The organism is Pantoea sp. S-LA4, from assembly GCF_054482835.1.
The window spans coordinates 3695777-3712482 of sequence record NZ_JBTLRC010000002.1; the positions used below are offsets into that span (position 1 = coordinate 3695777).

Below are 16706 nucleotides of genomic sequence, written 5' to 3' on the forward strand. Positions count from 1 at the left end.
TCCGGAGGCAGGGTAGCAATCTCGCGGCGCAGTCGCGAAAATAGCCATCTGCCTGAATAATCAACAACCAGGGAGTGATTATGGCCGAGTGGGTCAATGCTGAAGTGAAGGAAGTGAAAAACTGGACGGATGCGCTGTTCAGCCTTCGGGTTCAGGCGCCCGTTGATCCCTTTATCGCCGGGCAGTTTGCCAAGCTGGCGTTAGAAATCGACGGCGAACGTGTGCAGCGCGCTTACTCCTACGTTAATGCGCCAAAAGATGACCTGCTGGAGTTCTATCTGGTCACGGTACCGGAAGGCAAGCTCAGCCCACATCTGCACGCGCTGCGGCCGGGCGATCAGGTGATGGTCACCAAAGAGGCGGCGGGGTTCTTTGTGCTGGATGAAGTACCGGACTGCCAGACCTTGTGGATGCTGGCGACCGGCACCGCTATCGGTCCCTATCTGTCAATGCTACAGCAGGGCGAAGGGCTGGACAGGTTTGAAAATATCGTGCTGGTTCATGCGGCACGTTACGCGGCCGACCTGAGTTTTTTACCGCTGATGCAGCAGTTACAACAGACTTATCACGACAAGCTGCATATTCAGACGGTGGTCAGCCGCGAACAGATCGCCGGTTCGCTCACCGGTCGGGTGCCTGCGCTGATTGAAAACGGCGAGCTGGAACGCGCAGTGGGATTATCGCTGGATGCCGACAGCAGCCATGTGATGCTGTGCGGCAACCCGCAGATGGTACGCGATACCCAGCAACTACTCAAAGAGACGCGCGAGATGCGTAAACACCTGAAGCGTAAGCCGGGCCATATCACCAGCGAACATTACTGGTGAGCCGCCTGCCAGTAACGCACGGGCAGCGCCGCGGCACCAAACCGGTTATCGCCGGGGGTGCCGCGAAACACGCCGAGATCGAGCAGTAATCCCGCCAGTATCACAAACGGAATGGCGCGTCCCACCAGCCACGGCAGGATGCCCTCTAACATGCTCCAGTTTCCCGCCACCAGCAGCCAGGCGGCGATGAGTAAAAATCCCCAGTAGCCGCGACGGTTACGATCGTGCAGGCGCTTCACCAGCGCCGCGCTGGCAGGCCACAGCAGGCAAACCACGCCAAACGCAGCCATCTGCGTATCGAGCCAGTCGTTACCTGCCAGAACGAATAATAAGGTGGTGGCCAGCAGCCACACAGCCTGCCAGATCCAGAAATCACGTCGCCCCAGCCGGCCCCGATAAGAAAAACACCATTGTTGTAACGTCATGCATTATCATCCCGGAGAAATTAAAGCCGCCGCGCTTTTGACCTCGCGGATAAAAACCGTTCTAATTTGGGCCTGAGTTTACTGGTTAGGGTCGACAAAATGAAGAATTTGCCTGGCGCATTGCTGTTATCGCTTGCGCTGACGGTTCCGGCATTTGCCGCCGATCCGCAACCGCAGGATCGTGCCGATGCACTGCCCGCGGCACCCTATCTGCTGGCGGGCGCGCCTACCTTTGATATGACTATCGGCCAGTTTCGCGAAAAGTATAATCTGGCTAACCCGGCGCTGCCGCTGCAGGAGTATCGCGCCATCGATAATCGGGGTGATAAAAGCAATCTGACGCGCGCCGCCAGCAAAATTAATGAAACCCTGTATGCCTCTACGGCGCTGGAGCCGGGAACCGGCAAAATCAAAACGTTGCAGATTACCTGGCTGCCGTTGCCGGGTCCGGATCAGAGCGCATCACAGGAGAAAGCGCTGGCTTATATGACCGCCTCGCTGCGTTTCTTCGTGCCGGGATTAGGCGCTGAAGAGGGACGTAAAAAGCTGGATGGATTGCTGAAAGAGGGTAAGGGAACGCCCTACTATGCACACGTCGAAGGCGCATTGCGTTTTGTGGTGGCTGACAACGGCGATAAGGGCTTAACCTTTGCCATTGAGCCGGTCAAACTGGCGCTCGCGACCCCCTGATGATGTGGGCAAAAATGACGAAAAGCAAAGCCATCGCCACATTTGATCTCTATACTGTCTGGCAGACAACGCTGCCGGCTGGCAGCGATTTTTCATGTATCGCGTTATGCGGAGGATAGAATGCGACATCCACTGGTTATGGGTAACTGGAAGTTGAATGGCAGCAAGCAGATGACAGCCGAACTGATCGACGGTCTGCGCAAAGCACTCTCCGGCGTTGATGGGTGTGGCGTCGCCATTGCACCGCCAGCCCTCTATCTCGAGCAGGCGAAACATGCCATCTCTGGTAGCCACATCGCACTGGGTGCGCAGAACGTAGACGTTAACCTGTCTGGCGCCTTTACCGGTGAAGTTTCTGCGGAGATGCTGAAAGATATCGGTGCGAAATACATCATCATCGGTCACTCCGAACGCCGCACCTACCACAAAGAAAGCGACGAATTTATTGCGAAGAAATACGCAGTGCTGAAGTCTGTGGGTCTGGTACCGGTGCTGTGCATTGGCGAAACCGAAGCGGAAAACGAAGCGGGTCAAACCGAAGAAGTTTGCGCACGTCAGCTGGATGCCGTGCTGGAAACGCAGGGCGCCGAAGCGTTTAAAGATGCGGTTATCGCGTATGAGCCTGTCTGGGCTATCGGTACCGGCAAATCAGCGACGCCTGCGCAGGCGCAGGCAGTGCACAAATTTATTCGTGATCACATCGCGAAGAAAGATGCAGCGATCGCTGAACAGGTCATCATTCAGTACGGCGGTTCGGTTAACGACAAAAATGCCGCTGAGCTGTTCACCCAGCCCGACATTGATGGCGCGCTGGTTGGCGGTGCGTCACTGAAAGCCGATGCGTTTGCCGTGATTGTTAAAGCAGCCGCTGCGGCAAAAAATGCCTAAGCGTTAACGCATCCATCCTGAGGGCGGCTGATTAAGCCGCCTTTTTTATTGGCGGGATTAACTGGCAGTCGTGATCCTGTACCTCTTCCGCCGAACCGCGGTTCAGCAATAGCCAGTTACGCTCAATCGCCATCAGCACCAGCCGCCCATCGGGCAAACTCGCCATCGCCAGACCATATTTCCCCATCGCCGTTCGCGCCTGTGGCACCTCATCCGCCAGCCGGATAAAAACACTTTGCTGTGTCAGCTCTGCTGGCGTCAGCGCACGCAACCAGTAACGATGGTTCCGCAGCGTCGCCGCCTGCCACTCAGCATTCAGTCGTGGTGTCAGCTGATCAAGCTGCTGGCGCACATCCGGCCGTAAACAGGAGAGGTGAATATGGAGCTGGTTCTGAGTGCGACCATACTGCGCGTTGATCGCCAGTGACAGCACCCGATCGTCAATCGGCGAGCCGCGTCGTTGCGCCAGTAGCTGGCGCTCATGCCAGGCGAAGGCGAAATAGTTGGGCGTGGCGGCATTAATTAACTGTGGGCTTTCCATGCCGCTGATTTTATCGATCGGGATCAGCAGATATTGCAGCGGACCGTGAATATCTTTCAGCGTGGCGTAGCGATGCTGCAGATCGACCCGCTGGCAGGGCGCCGGTTCACCACGACTCTGCTGATTGGGAAGGCATTTCTCGCTGACAATTTGCCACAGCGCATCAGCGTTCTTTTTGAAATGAAGAGCGGCAATCAGCATACCTCCAATCACCAGTACCAGCAGAAACGTAATCAGACCGACTGCACGATGTCCTGACTGCATAACAACAATCTCTGTGTGGTTCAGCAGCCTGCATCCTCGCCTGGCGATAAGCGAATGTCACGGAGAATTGTCGGAGTGAGGTATGTCATGAAGATGAGCGGGAGATGAGAGAAACGGCCAGCGCGGGAGGCGCTGGCCGAAGAGATCAGGGTTTCATTACCTGGTCGTAGCTGCCGCCGTCGGCAAAGTGCGCTTTTTGCGCCTGCGTCCAGCCGCCAAATTTATCCTGAATGGTAAACAGCTTCACTGGCGCAAAGGTGCTGGCGAATTTTTTCGCCACTTCAGCGTCACGTGGACGATAGTAGTTCTGCGCGGCGATGGTCTGGCCTTCTGGCGAGTAGAGATATTTCAGGTAGGCATCCGCCACCTTACGCGTCCCCTTCTCATCCACCACTTTGTCGACCACCGACACGGTTGGCTCAGCCAGAATGGATTCGCTTGGGGTCACAATCTCGAACTTGTCTTTACCCAGCTTATTGACCGCCAGATACGCTTCGTTTTCCCAGGCGATCAGCACATCACCGATGCCGCGCTCAACAAAGGTATTGGTGGCACCACGTGCGCCGGAATCCTGTACTTCTACGTTTTTAAACAGCGCCCGAACGTAGGCCAGTGCTTTAGCCTGATCGCCGTTATTGTGATCCAGCGCCCAGCCCCAGGCTGCCAGATAGTTCCAGCGTGCGCCACCGGAGGTTTTCGGGTTCGGCGTAATTACCGATACGCCAGGCTTGACCAGATCGCTCCAGTCATGGATTCCTTTAGGATTGCCTTTGCGTACCAGGAAGACGATGGTCGAGGTGTAAGGTGCGGAGTTCTCGGGCAGGCGCTGAAGCCAGTTTTTGTCGATACGGCCGCGCTCGGCAATCGCATCCACATCGGACTGCAACGCCAGCGTAACCACATCAGCACGAATGCCGTTGATGACAGAGGTTGCCTGCTTACCGGAACCGCCATGAGACTGACGGATCACGACGTTATCGCCGGTTTCCTGCTTATAGTGCGCACTGAACGCTTTGTTGTATTGCTCATACAACTCACGTGTCGGATCGTAGGAAACGTTTAATAACTGAATGTCTTTCGCCAGTACGCTGGTTGAGGCCAGCAACAGGGTGATTCCGATACTCCACTTGTTCATTACGCACTCTCCCAATGTCGTTATGGGCTAAGCGTGACATAAACCATTACAGAGCTAAAAGAATTAAAAATAAGCTGTTATAACCGTGCGGAATATAGAGGCAGGCAGAGCGGGCGTGCCAGATAGCACGCCCGGAATCGGGATCAGTAAAGCTGTTTAGCGGTATCGAGCCAGTCGCGTTTGAATGGACGCTTCATATTTTCAATCGCATCGATGATGTCGTGATGCACCATCTTCTCATTCTGGATGCCGACGCAACGGCCGCCGTAACCCTGCATCAGCAGCTCAATTGAGTAGGCGCCCATGCGTGACGCCAGGATGCGGTCATAGGCACAAGGCGCGCCACCACGCTGAATGTGGCCCAGCACGGTTGAGCGGGTTTCGCGTTTGGTTTCGGTTTCAATAAAACGCGCCAGATCGTCGATATCACAGATATGTTCAGTAATTGCCACGATGGCGTGCTTTTTGCCTTTGGCGATGCCGGCTTTAATTTCCGCCACCAGCTCTTCGCGGGTGTAAGGAATTTCCGGCAGCACGATAAATTCGCAACCGCCCGCAATCGCCGCCGCCAGCGTCAGGTCACCGCAATAGCGACCCATCACTTCAACAATCGAAATACGCTGATGCGATGACGAAGTGTCACGCAGGCGGTCAATCGCCTCAACCACCGTTTCCAGCGCAGTGAAATAGCCGATGGTGTAATCGGTACCGGCGACGTCGTTATCAATGGTGCCAGGTAAACCGATGCACGGGAAGCCCATCTCGGTCAGGCGTTTGGCACCCATGTAAGAACCATCACCGCCAATCACCACCAGCGCATCGATGCCGCGCTTTTTCATGTTTTCAATCGCGACCTGGCGAACGTCTTCATTACGAAATTCAGGGAAGCGTGCAGAACCCAGGAAAGTGCCGCCGCGATTGATCATGTCGGAGACACTATAGCGATCGAGGTTGATCATGCGATCTTCATACAAACCCAGGTAACCGTCATAGATCCCAAAAACTTCCAGTCCTTCACTCAGCGCGGAACGTACCACTCCGCGAATAGCTGCGTTCATGCCTGGGGCGTCACCGCCGCTGGTCAATACACCAATTTTTTTGATCATGACAACCTCTGGATTGTTCAAAACTAAGGGTTAATCCTGCCTGTCGATCGCTGCTGAACACCATTCCTGCGATTAGCGCGACACGTGATGGCAGATAGTATATCAAAGGCTTGCTGCTGAATTGATTCAGGTCAGACAACTTTTCACTATTTTTTGCAGCAATGTTAGCGTTACGTCATGCCTTTCGTATCAGTTTGATTCATTTAGGTTAAAAACCTAAAGAATCTTCTCTCTCGAACGGTACCACAGAACAGGGATCCTGATGGATAATTACGTCCGAACCGGGAAATTCTTTGCGTAGCGCTTTCTCAACCTGGTCGGCGATGCGATGCGCCTGTACCAGCGGCAGCTGATCCTCCAGCTCAAGATGCAGCTGGATAAATTTGGTGGGTCCGGACTGGCGGGTGCGCAAATCGTGTACGCCCTGCACCTGCGGCCACTGCGTCGCGAGCGTCAGAATCTGCTGCTGTTCCGCTTCCGGTAGCGCGCGATCCAGCAGCGCCTGCACCGCCTCATACCCCATACGCAGCGCGCTATACAGAATGAAGACTCCGATGCCCAGCGCAAACAGCGCATCTGCGCGGGCAAAACCATACCCGCTCAGTACCAGCGCCACCAGGATAGCCCCGTTCATGATGACATCGGACTGATAGTGCAGCATATCTGCCCGTATCGCCTGACTGCGGGTTTTGCGCACCACCCAGCGTTGAAATGCGACCAGTATCAGGGTCGAAGCCAGCGCCACCACGGTAACCACAATCCCCACGCCCGGCGCGCGCAAGACGTTGGGCGAAGCAAGATGTTGCAGGCCGGTGAGAAACAGAAACAGCGCTGAGCCGGAGATAAACATGCTTTGCGCCAGCGCCGCCAGCGACTCCGCTTTGCCGTGACCAAAAGTGTGGTCCTCATCCGCCGGCTGAAGCGCATATCGCACCACCAGCAGGTTGGTCAGCGAAGCAGCGATATCAACCAGTGAGTCGACCAGTGCAGCCAGTAAACTCACTGAACCGGTATACCACCAGGCGAAAATCTTCACGATTAACAGGACAGACGCAAGAATAGTGGCAGCCAGAGCAGCACGTTTTACCAGTCGGCCATAAGAGGGTTGCATGCCAGGTTCCGTATGCAGCATCAGGAGTGATGCGCACCCAAATCAAAGAATGGCTAAAGTTTAACACTGCTGTCAGAAGACCGCTTAATTGTGATCAAAGAGAGGAATGGCGGTCGGGGAGAACACGAAGATAAAAACAAGCCCCGGCCTCAGCAGGAGGACGGGGCAAAGTGCTTAACACATCAGGACCAGCTCAACATCCACGCCTGGCCACGTCACAGAAAAAACCGGCAATTACTTTTTGCCGCCTTTTTTCCCAGCTTCTGATGCTTTTTCACGATCGTTTTTGAAATTTCCGCCGCCGCTGTTCTGACCGCCTTTCTTACCAGCTTCAGACGCTTTTTGCGGATTTTCTGCGAAATTACCTGAACCACCACGATGCTCTGCCATAACTTACTCCATTGATTGATTCATTCAGGACGACATAATGTGGTTGTTGCTCCCTGAGACTTCGCGAAGACACTTAACATCCCTGTTGTGACAGAACTAAGTGTAGGAGTTGGTCCTGATCCGACAAGCGCAACGCGGGAAACGTATCCTGTTGAAAAGCGGAATGAATCAGGCAGGATGATTCGATATTCATTTAATTTTCAATCTCTTATCCTGTCTGACGTTACGATTTCCCCTGTCGCTGCGCTTAACCGCAGTCGCCACGCTTAAAAGCGCAGAAACGGTGATGGTGGGAGATAAAGGAATAATAAGCGTTAACGAAATGACGGTTTTATTGCGGAGTGATGATTACTGTCAAAACAAAAAAACCAAAAAAAAGATAAAAAAAACCCCCGCATCATGCGGGGGAAGACAGGGATGGTGTCTATGGCAAGGAAAACAGGGATACTATGTTACTGGTTACTGCTGGTACTACTCACTGCTTGCAGCGATGATGCTGACTGCAAATTCGATAAGTGTCGCAACTCATTGAGTCGCTGCTGGTAATTCTTCTGCAACGTCGCCTGCTGGGCTGGCGTGAGCAGATGAAACATTTGATTCTGTATACGTGCCATCTCGACCTGTTGTTCAACCTGAACTCTGGCGATGCTTTCCGCCTTCTCGCGGATGGCCGTTTCGTTAAAGGTGTCTGCAGTCACTAACTCATGCAGAGCGGCGATATCATCAAGACGGACCGCCGGACGTTCGTGTCGGGCCTGTTGCATCAGGTCACGCATCTGTTGACGCTGCTGTTCGGTCAACTCGATGCCCTCGAACATGTGGCTTTGCGGATTTTGCGTCATACTGCCTGTCGGCAATCCGCCGTGATGCATCTCGTCAATCGTCGTCGTATCTTTTGCACCTGCGCTGGCGAGACTGAGAGCCATCGCTGAGGCAAGGACGACGGCGGTTAATGTGCGCATCGTTTACTCCAGTTCGTTCCGTTTTGCGATTCAACGAGAGCCAGTGTACGGCGATAGCTGCAAACATCCGTCAGGGGGTGTAAAACTACGTAAAGCGATGGATGGGTGCGCCTGGAACACGCTATTTTGCCTGCGGAGGGCTACAAAAATGAATAAAATCCTGTTGGTAGATGATGACCGCGAATTAACTTCGCTTTTAAAAGAACTGTTAGAAATGGAAGGGTTTGAAGTGGTGGTAGCCAGCGACGGTGAACAAGCGCTGAACCTGCTCGATAACTCAATTGACCTGCTTTTACTGGATGTCATGATGCCGAAGAAAAACGGTATCGACACCCTGAAAGAGCTGCGACAGCAACATCAGACACCGGTCATCATGCTGACTGCACGCGGCAGCGAGCTGGATCGCGTGCTGGGCCTCGAACTCGGTGCCGATGACTATCTGCCTAAGCCGTTTAACGATCGCGAACTGGTAGCCCGTATCCGTGCCATTCTGCGCCGCTCTAACTGGAGTGAGCAGCAGCAACAGCATGACAACAGTTCACCCACGCTGGAGGTCGATTGCCTGCGCCTTAATCCGGGTCGCCAGGAAGCCAGCTTCGATGATGTGACGCTGGATCTCACCGGCACCGAATTTACTCTGCTCTATCTGCTGGCGCAGCATCTGGGTCAGGTGGTGTCGCGTGAACATCTGAGTCAGGAAGTGCTCGGTAAACGCCTGACGCCATTTGACCGGGCAATTGATATGCACATCTCTAACCTGCGCCGTAAACTGCCTGAACGTCGTGATGGTCATCCGTGGTTCAAAACCTTACGTGGACGGGGTTACCTGATGGTCTCGGCATCATGATTGGCAGTCTGACCACCCGCATTTTTGCCATCTTCTGGTTAACCCTGGCGCTGGTGCTGATGCTGGTGTTGATGGTGCCCAAACTCGATTCACGACAGATGACCTCGCTGCTGGAAAGTGAACAGCGGCAGGGTACGATGATCGAGCAGCACGTTGAAGCAGAGCTGTCACAGGATCCCCCTAACGATCTGATGTGGTGGCGCCGCTTATTTCGTGCCGTCGAAAAGTGGGCACCGCCGGGTCAGCGGCTGTTGTTAGTCACCAGTGAAGGCCGGGTGATCGGCGCACAACATAATGAAATGCAGGTTATCCGCAACTTTATCGGCCAGTCCGATAATGCGGATCATCCGCAGAAGAAGAAATATGGTCGGGTTGAACTGGTCGGGCCGTTTGCCGTCCGGGATGGCGAAGATAATTATCAGCTCTATATGATCCGTCCCGCCAACAGTTCCCAGCTCGATTTCGTCAACCTGCTGTTTGACCGTCCCTTATTACTGCTTATCGTGACGATGCTGATCAGCTCACCGCTGCTGCTGTGGCTGGCGTGGAGCCTGGCGCGTCCGGCACGTAAGCTGAAGTACGCCGCCGATGAAGTGGCCAGCGGTAACCTGCGTCAGCATCCGGAACTGGAATCGGGCCCGCAAGAGTTTCTGGCAGCCGGTTCCAGCTTTAACCAGATGGTGAGTGCGCTGGAGCGGATGATGACCGGTCAGCAACGCCTGCTGTCAGACATCAGCCATGAGCTGCGAACCCCGCTCACCCGCCTGCAGCTGGCGACAGCGCTGCTGCGTCGTCGTCAGGGTGAAGGCAAAGAGCTGGAGCGCATCGAGATGGAAGCCCAGCGCCTGGATGGCATGATCAACGATCTGCTGGTGCTGTCACGCACCCAGCATAAGAATGCGCTGGTCAGTGAGGCGATGAAGGCGAATCAACTGTGGAACGGGGTACTGGAAGATGCCCGCTTCGAAGCCGAGCAGATGGGCAAGAAGATGGACATCCCTTATCCACCCGGTCCGTGGCCGCTGTATGGCAACCCGCACGCACTGGAGAGCGCGCTGGAGAATATCGTACGCAACGCGCTGCGCTATTCGCACAGCCACATCAGCGTCAGCTTCTCCGTCGATATCTCCGGCATTACGGTGCATGTCGATGACGATGGTCCTGGCGTCAGCCCGGAAGATCGCGAGCAGATTTTCCGGCCGTTCTACCGTACCGATGAAGCGCGCGATCGTGAGTCTGGCGGCACCGGCCTGGGGCTGGCGATTGTCGAAACCGCCGTGCAACAACACCGCGGCTGGGTCAAAGCCGACGACAGCCCGCTTGGCGGTCTGCGGCTGACGATCTGGCTACCGCTCTACTCCTCCGGGCGACAATAATTTGCTATGCTTCGGCCCTCGTTATCGGGGGCCTTATGCTTAACATTGTGTTGTTTGAACCTGAAATCCCGCCGAATACCGGCAATATCATTCGTCTGTGTGCCAATACCGGCTTTCAGCTACACCTGATTGAGCCGCTCGGGTTTGCCTGGGATGATAAGCGCTTACGTCGCGCGGGTCTGGATTACCACGAATTTACCGCGATCAAATTTCATGCTGACTATCAGGCATTTCTGACGGCAGAGTCGCCTGCACGTCTGTTTGCGCTGACCACCAAAGGCACGCCTGCGCACAGCGCAGTGCAGTATCAGGCCGGGGATTATTTACTGTTTGGTCCGGAAAGCCGCGGGCTACCGGCTGAGATTTTGCAGGCCTTGCCGGCGCAGCAGAAGATTCGTATACCGATGCAGGCCGAAAGCCGCAGCATGAACCTGTCGAATGCGGTCTCGGTGGTGGTGTATGAGGCGTGGCGCCAGCTGGATTACGCTGGCGCACTGCTTAAAGATTAGATGCCGTCGCCAAACTGAAAGCCCGCCAGGCTGCCATTAAAGTGCTGATCCATGTCCATAGATGGCTTATCACTGCCTGGCTTGCCAACGATACGCGCAGGCACGCCGGCGGCAGTGGTGTGCGGTGGCACAGGCTGCAATACCACCGAACCGGCGCCGATTTTCGCGCCGCGTCCGACTTCAATGTTGCCGAGAATTTTAGCGCCGGCACCAATCATCACCCCTTCGCGGATTTTTGGGTGGCGATCGCCGCTGGTTTTGCCGGTCCCGCCGAGCGTTACCGACTGCAGGATCGAGACATCATTCTCTACCACGGCCGTTTCACCAATGACGATACCGGTCGCATGGTCGAGCATAATGCCGTGACCGATGTTCGCCGCGGGATGAATATCGACCGCAAACGAGACAGAAATTTCATTCTGCAGATAGACCGCCAGCGCCCGACGTCCCTCGTTCCACAACCAGTGACCGATACGGTACGCCTGCAGGGCATGGAAGCCTTTGAGATAGAGCAGCGGCGTTGAATATTTATCTACCGCCGGATCGCGCTGACGTACCGCCTGAATATCACAGGCCGCGGAGAGGATCATTGAAGGGTCCTGACGATAGGCCTCTTCAATAATTTCCCGGATGGCGATAGCCGGCATAATCGGGTTAGCCAGCTTGTTAGCCAGCATATAACTCAACGCACTACCGAGATTCTCATGCTTAAGCAATGTCGCGTGGTAAAAGCTGGCCAGCATCGGCTCACAATCAGCTAGGGCTCGCGCTTCAGCTTTAATATTATTCCAGACCAGTTCTAACTCATCAGACGACATTGCTGTTTTCTCCCGATAAAAAAAGCGCCTGAATGGGCGCTACAGGTGATGACGCTACGCTTCCTGCTTTAGCTATTGCTGTTTTCGTCCTTCCTTGTCCGCCCCAGCAGGCTTAATGCTGCATCCCGCGCCGGTTTTTCGCAATACAGCACCTGATAAATCTGCTCGGTAATGGGCATTTCCACGCCAATCCGCGCAGCTAATGCTTTGACTTCTTTAGTGTTTCGGTAGCCTTCTACAACTTGTCCGATAATGCGTTGTGCGCTATCTACATCCTCGCCTTGTCCCAGCATCATGCCAAAACGACGGTTACGTGACTGATTATCGGTACAGGTCAGCACCAGATCGCCCAGACCCGCCATGCCCATAAAGGTGGTGGGATCGGCACCCAGCGCAGCGCCTAAGCGACTCATCTCCGCCAGTCCGCGGGTGATTAATGCGGTACGCGCATTGGCGCCAAATCCGATGCCATCCGAAATACCGGCCCCGATGGCAATGACGTTTTTCACTGCTCCACCCAGCTGTACGCCGATAAAGTCAGGGTTATTGTAGACGCGGAAACTTTTGCCACAGTGCAGCTTCTGCTGCAGATCGTCAGCAAACTGCGCATCGGTAGCCGCCAGTGCAATCGCGGTAGGCAAACCTGCCGCCAGCTCTTTCGCGAAGGTCGGGCCGGAGATCACCGCCAGCGGAATCGACTCGCCAACGATCTCTCGTGCCACATCCTGCAGCAGGCGTCCGGTCTCTTTTTCCAGCCCTTTGGTGGCCCAGACAATGCGCGAGTCTGCACGTAATTCCGGCTTAATCTGTTGCAGCACATCACCAAAGACGTGACTCGGCACCACAATCAACAGATCGCGGCTGGCCGCAATGGCTTTTGCCAGGTCAGGTTCAAGGGAGAGATTGTCGGGGAACGGCACGTCGGGCAGGAAAGCGGTGTTACAACGGTCAGACTGAAGTTGCGCCAGATGGGCCGGGTTATGCCCCCACAGCAGCACCGGATGGCCGTTGCGGGCCAGGGTAATCGCCAAAGCGGTGCCGTACGAGCCGGCACCGATGACGCTAATCGAAGCGTGAGTAGTCATCAGGCATCCTGATGTGGTTCAGCGCCTTCTTCACCTTGCTGCTGCTGCAGGTAGTTCATGAACAGCGCATCAAAGTTAACCGGCGCCAGGTTCAGCTGCGGGAAAGTACCACGAGAAACCAGGCTGGTAATGCATTCGCGTGCATACGGGAACAGAATGTTCGGGCAGTAAGCGCCCAGGCAATGTGCCATCTGCGTGCCTTCGATACCGCTGATGGTGAAAATACCGGCCTGCTGAACTTCACACAGGAAAGCCGTCTCTTCACCCACGGTCGCGGTTACAGTCACACGCAGCACGACTTCATAGACTTCGTCAGCCAGTTGAGAAGATGCAGTATCCAGATCCAGTTTTACGTCCGGCTCCCACTCTTTCTGGAAAACCTGCGGCGCGTTAGGCGCTTCAAACGAGATATCTTTGGTGTAGACGCGCTGAATCTGGAATTGCATTTCGTTAGTGTTGTGTTCTGACATGTGACCAGGTCCTATAAGTGAGAATATCCGGCGTAAACTTACGCCTGCAGTAAGGGATCTAAACCTTCGCGATTATCGAGTGCGAATAAGTCGTCGCAGCCGCCAATGTGCTGCGCATCAATGAAAATCTGAGGCACGGTCGTGCGGCCGCTGCGCTTGATCATCTCTTCACGTTTCGCCATGTCTCCATCGATGGGGATCTCCTGGAACGAAACGCCTTTTTGCGTCAACAGCGCCTTCGCCCGGTGGCAGTAAGGACAGGTTGCTTTGGTGTACATCTCAACATTTGCCATGATTAGCACCTCAGTAAGATTATTTACCGCGAATTAACGGCAGATTTTCACCGCTCCAGCCGCTGATGCCGTCTTTCAGCACCGAAACCTGAGTGAAGCCAGCTGCACTCAGATGGGCAGCAGGATCGGCTGCGCTTTGTCCGGTTGCACACACCACAATAATGGGCTGCGCTTTATGTTTTTCCAGTTCGCCTAAGTTGCCTTTTTTAATCTCTGCGGCTGCCACATTCAGCGCACCAGAGATATGCCCTCTGCGAAAATCGTCGCGCGAACGCACGTCTACAACTACCGCGTCCTCTTTGTTAATCAGGCGGGTTGCTTCACCGCGGCTGATGGTTTTTACCTTAGAGAACATTCCTTTAACGGTAGTCACAATCACCAGAACGAGTAAAGCGACCCACGCCAGACTGAGGATGGGGTGATTGCTTGCAAACTGCATAATTTCTTGCATGAGGGGTAACGACTCCAGACCGGGCTAATAAGCTAAAACAAGGGTTCTGAGTATACCTGCGCCACCTCTCATGTACAGATGCTAAGCGGCGAGAGTGGCAATTTGAGTGTCATTTTCCAAAAAAATCTGGCGAAAGCGCAAAAATGGCGTAACGCTTAGGCGATGTCCTGAGGAAACCGGACATAACTGGAAAAGCAAATGCCGGTGCGGTTTGCTGGTAAGCGGCGGTTCATCGTGGAATAATCATTGGCCTATGAAGGGAAAAACAACCGTTTCGCACACAAGGACCCGTCGCAACGGCCATAACCTGCCGTTGTCCACACATCTGTCCAGCCTCTCCCTTAGCCTGCTTTGTGCGGGCGCACTGTTATTGCCAGCCGCTGCGCAGAGTGCAGATGACAGCAAATCTCAGCTGCAGTCTATTCAGCAAAACATCGCCGAAAAAGAAAAAAGCGTCAAAGCGCAAAAGCTGCAGCGCAGCAAGCTGCTGGATCAGTTGCAGAGCCAGGAAAAAATTATCGCTCAGGCCAGTCGTCAGCTGCGTGAAACCCGCAATAGCCTGACGGCCCTGAATAATGAAATCACCCAGCTCGCCGCCTCGATTGCCCGGCTTGAAAAACAGCAGACACAGCAGGAAAAGCTGCTTTCGCAGCAGCTCGATGCTGCGTTTCGCCAGGGTCAGCATAATGGCCTGCAACTGCTGCTGGGTGGCGAAGAGAGCCAGCGCAGCGAGCGCATTCTGGCCTATTTTGGTTACCTGAATGCCGCGCGCCAGCAAAGCATTGAGGCACTACAGCAGACGCGGCAGAATTTGAATCAGCAGCGCGCCTCGCTGGAACAGAAACAGCAGCAGCAGAAGAGCCTGCTGGCCCAACAGCAAAGCCAGCAGCAGAAACTGCAACAGGCGAGCGCAGCACGTAAGAAAACCCTGACCTCTCTGGAAAGCGCACTGGAAAAAGATCAGGCCGATCTGGTGGAGATGCGCCAGAACGAAACCCGCCTGCAGGACAAAATCGCCCGGGCAGAACGCGAGGCGCGTGAACGTGCCGCCCGCGAAGCGCGTGAGGCGGAAAAAGTCCGTCAGCGTCAGGCGCAGGCGAAAGCCAAAGGCTCGCGTTATCAGCCGACCCAAAGTGAACGTGAACTGGTAGCCCGGACAGGCGGCTTAGGTCGCGCCGGCGGTCAGGCCTTGTGGCCGGTACGCGGGCGTATCGAACATCGCTTTGGTGAACAGTTACAGGGTGAACTGCGCTGGAAAGGGCTGGTGATTGATGCGCAGGAAGGCACCGAGGTGAAAGCCATTGCCGACGGTCGCGTGCTGATGGCCGACTGGCTGCAGGGCTATGGCCTGGTGGTAGTACTGGAGCACGGTAAAGGCGATATGAGCCTGTATGGCTATAACCAGAGTGCGCTGGTCACGGTAGGCGCGCAGGTGAAAGCCGGTCAGCCGATCGCGCTGGTCGGTACCAGCGGTGGCCGTGGCACCCCATCGCTCTATTTTGAAATCCGACGTCAGGGCCAGGCCGTCAACCCACTGCCGTGGTTAGGAAAATAAGTTTTGCTGCAACTTCGAAAAATCTCCGTACTGCTGAGCGGCCTGCTGCTCAGCTACGCTGCCCACGCGGGCAAACTCGCCATTGTGATTGATGATGTCGGCTATCGTCCTGCCGAAGAAAATAAGGTTCTGCAGATGCCGCAGGCGATTTCAGTTGCCGTGCTGCCCAATGCGCCGCACGCGCATGAGATGGCCAGCAAAGCGCATCAGATGGGGCACGAAGTGCTGATTCATCTGCCGATGGCACCGCTCAGCAAGCAACCGCTGGAGAAAGATACCTTAACGCCGGAGATGAGCAGCGAAGAGGTGGCGCGCATCATGCGCAATGCGGTCAACAACGTGCCTTATGCGGTGGGCCTCAATAACCACATGGGCAGCAGAATGACCTCCAGCCTGCCTGGGATGCAGAAAGTGATGCAGGCGCTTAATCACTACAATCTCTACTTCCTCGATAGCATGACGATTGCCAACAGTCAGGCTGTGCCAGCCGCGCAGGGAACACAGGTCAAAGTGCTGAAACGCAGAGTTTTTCTGGATGACAGCCAGGATATCAACGCCATTCGCCAGCAGTTCAGCCGCGCGGTGAAACTGGCGCAGCGTGATGGCTACGCCATCGCGATTGGTCATCCGCATCCCAATACGGTACGCGTGCTGCAACAGATGTTACCGACGCTGCCAGCGGAGATTACGTTAGTCCGGCCCAGTCAGTTGCTGAACGAGCCGTTGCATCGCGGGTCCCGTACGCCAGTTACGCCGCAAAAGCCGGCCACACCGCGCTTCCAGCCGCCAGGACTCTGTAAGCCAACGCAGCCGCTGACGCCGGTTCCGGCGACCCGGGCACTGAACGTAGTGAGCGAAAGCGTGGCCCAAAGCCCGCTGTTTACGCGGATAAAAAGTCTGTTCTGAATTTGCGATGAATGCTAAGTCTGCAGCTTAGCGTTCAATTCTATGCAGAAATTACTA

At 55.0% G+C, this 16706-nt stretch carries 20 protein-coding genes; 8 read left to right on the forward strand and 12 right to left on the reverse strand.

The genetic code is table 11. The annotated features are described in order from the left end of the window. Positions 1–80 precede the first annotated feature (80 nt). Positions 81–827: a ferredoxin--NADP(+) reductase gene (gene fpr / locus ACX3P5_RS18230; RefSeq protein ID WP_094119930.1), complete on the forward strand. Its 747-nt coding sequence runs from the start codon at positions 81–83 to the stop codon at positions 825–827. On the opposite strand, the gene ACX3P5_RS18235 is transcribed toward fpr, so the two are convergent. After that, complete coding sequence (locus ACX3P5_RS18235) at positions 818–1252, reverse strand: DUF805 domain-containing protein (RefSeq protein ID WP_458969080.1); 435 nt, start codon at positions 1250–1252, stop codon at positions 818–820. The two genes, fpr and ACX3P5_RS18235, sit on opposite strands and share 10 nt — an antisense overlap. A 99-nt stretch (positions 1253–1351) precedes the next feature. Between ACX3P5_RS18235 and ACX3P5_RS18240 the strand changes: the two genes are divergently transcribed. Together ACX3P5_RS18240 and tpiA are read left to right on the forward strand one after the other, a co-directional pair. Further along, on the forward strand, positions 1352–1942 hold the full coding sequence (locus ACX3P5_RS18240) for a DUF1454 family protein (protein ID WP_233985980.1): 591 nt from the start codon (positions 1352–1354) through the stop codon (positions 1940–1942). A gap of 120 nt (positions 1943–2062) precedes the next feature. Then, positions 2063–2830 (forward strand): triose-phosphate isomerase, encoded by a 768-nt coding sequence (gene tpiA, locus ACX3P5_RS18245; protein WP_233985977.1) that lies wholly within the window; start codon positions 2063–2065, stop codon positions 2828–2830. A gap of 31 nt (positions 2831–2861) precedes the next feature. Here tpiA and ACX3P5_RS18250 read toward each other — a convergent pair whose 3' ends face one another. From ACX3P5_RS18250 to cpxP, 6 genes are all read right to left on the reverse strand, one after another. After that, positions 2862–3635 carry a CDP-diacylglycerol diphosphatase gene (locus ACX3P5_RS18250; RefSeq protein ID WP_233985969.1) on the reverse strand — a complete coding sequence of 258 codons (774 nt, stop codon included), beginning with the start codon at positions 3633–3635 and terminating at the stop codon, positions 2862–2864. Positions 3636–3780: 145 nt separating this feature from the next. After that, entirely contained in the window at positions 3781–4770 is a 990-nt protein-coding gene (locus tag ACX3P5_RS18255) for a sulfate ABC transporter substrate-binding protein (RefSeq protein ID WP_233985967.1), read from the reverse strand. A 143-nt stretch (positions 4771–4913) separates the two neighbouring features. Continuing rightward, positions 4914–5876: a 6-phosphofructokinase gene (gene pfkA / locus ACX3P5_RS18260; protein ID WP_046289520.1), complete on the reverse strand. Its 963-nt coding sequence runs from the start codon at positions 5874–5876 to the stop codon at positions 4914–4916. 208 nt (positions 5877–6084) lie between these two features. Then, positions 6085–6987 carry a CDF family cation-efflux transporter FieF gene (gene fieF, locus ACX3P5_RS18265; RefSeq protein WP_233985964.1) on the reverse strand — a complete coding sequence of 301 codons (903 nt, stop codon included), beginning with the start codon at positions 6985–6987 and terminating at the stop codon, positions 6085–6087. A 234-nt stretch (positions 6988–7221) separates the two neighbouring features. Further along, positions 7222–7377 (reverse strand): con-10 family general stress protein, encoded by a 156-nt coding sequence (locus ACX3P5_RS18270; RefSeq protein WP_031375603.1) that lies wholly within the window; start codon positions 7375–7377, stop codon positions 7222–7224. Positions 7378–7829: 452 nt separating this feature from the next. Continuing rightward, positions 7830–8339: a cell-envelope stress modulator CpxP gene (cpxP, locus tag ACX3P5_RS18275; RefSeq protein ID WP_233985962.1), complete on the reverse strand. Its 510-nt coding sequence runs from the start codon at positions 8337–8339 to the stop codon at positions 7830–7832. A gap of 148 nt (positions 8340–8487) precedes the next feature. On the opposite strand from cpxP, the gene cpxR reads away from it, so the two are divergent. From cpxR to trmL, 3 genes are read left to right on the forward strand one after another with little or no spacing between them, the layout of a single operon-like run. Continuing rightward, positions 8488–9186 (forward strand): envelope stress response regulator transcription factor CpxR, encoded by a 699-nt coding sequence (cpxR, locus tag ACX3P5_RS18280; RefSeq protein WP_009088062.1) that lies wholly within the window; start codon positions 8488–8490, stop codon positions 9184–9186. Next, positions 9183–10562, forward strand: a complete 1380-nt coding sequence (gene cpxA, locus ACX3P5_RS18285) for an envelope stress sensor histidine kinase CpxA (RefSeq protein WP_233985955.1) — start codon at positions 9183–9185, stop codon at positions 10560–10562. The genes cpxR and cpxA overlap by 4 nt, the downstream gene beginning before the upstream one ends. Positions 10563–10597: 35 nt before the next feature. Beyond that, the gene (trmL, locus tag ACX3P5_RS18290; protein WP_293001284.1) at positions 10598–11071 is read left to right on the forward strand and encodes a tRNA (uridine(34)/cytosine(34)/5-carboxymethylaminomethyluridine(34)-2'-O)-methyltransferase TrmL; all 474 of its coding nucleotides are present in this window, start codon (positions 10598–10600) and stop codon (positions 11069–11071) included. Here trmL and cysE read toward each other — a convergent pair. From cysE to ACX3P5_RS18315, 5 genes are all read right to left on the reverse strand, one after another. Next, positions 11068–11889 (reverse strand): serine O-acetyltransferase, encoded by an 822-nt coding sequence (gene cysE / locus ACX3P5_RS18295; protein ID WP_094119920.1) that lies wholly within the window; start codon positions 11887–11889, stop codon positions 11068–11070. The two genes, trmL and cysE, sit on opposite strands and share 4 nt — an antisense overlap. 68 nt (positions 11890–11957) lie before the next feature. Next, positions 11958–12974, reverse strand: a complete 1017-nt coding sequence (gene gpsA, locus ACX3P5_RS18300; protein ID WP_336757243.1) for an NAD(P)H-dependent glycerol-3-phosphate dehydrogenase — start codon at positions 12972–12974, stop codon at positions 11958–11960. Further along, complete coding sequence (gene secB, locus ACX3P5_RS18305; protein ID WP_031375597.1) at positions 12974–13444, reverse strand: protein-export chaperone SecB; 471 nt, start codon at positions 13442–13444, stop codon at positions 12974–12976. The genes gpsA and secB overlap by 1 nt, the downstream gene beginning before the upstream one ends. Positions 13445–13482: 38 nt before the next feature. Continuing rightward, positions 13483–13737, reverse strand: coding sequence for a glutaredoxin 3 (gene grxC / locus ACX3P5_RS18310; protein ID WP_008926942.1), 255 nt, complete (start codon positions 13735–13737; stop codon positions 13483–13485). Positions 13738–13756: 19 nt separating this feature from the next. Then, a complete protein-coding gene (locus ACX3P5_RS18315; RefSeq protein ID WP_233985949.1) occupies positions 13757–14188 on the reverse strand; it encodes a rhodanese-like domain-containing protein in 432 nt (143 codons plus the stop codon). Between the two features lie 253 nt (positions 14189–14441). Between ACX3P5_RS18315 and envC the strand changes: the two genes are divergently transcribed. Beyond that, complete coding sequence (envC, locus tag ACX3P5_RS18320) at positions 14442–15743, forward strand: murein hydrolase activator EnvC (protein ID WP_233985939.1); 1302 nt, start codon at positions 14442–14444, stop codon at positions 15741–15743. A 3-nt stretch (positions 15744–15746) separates the two neighbouring features. After that, the gene (locus tag ACX3P5_RS18325; protein WP_233985931.1) at positions 15747–16649 is read left to right on the forward strand and encodes a divergent polysaccharide deacetylase family protein; all 903 of its coding nucleotides are present in this window, start codon (positions 15747–15749) and stop codon (positions 16647–16649) included. Positions 16650–16706: the final 57 nt, after the last annotated feature.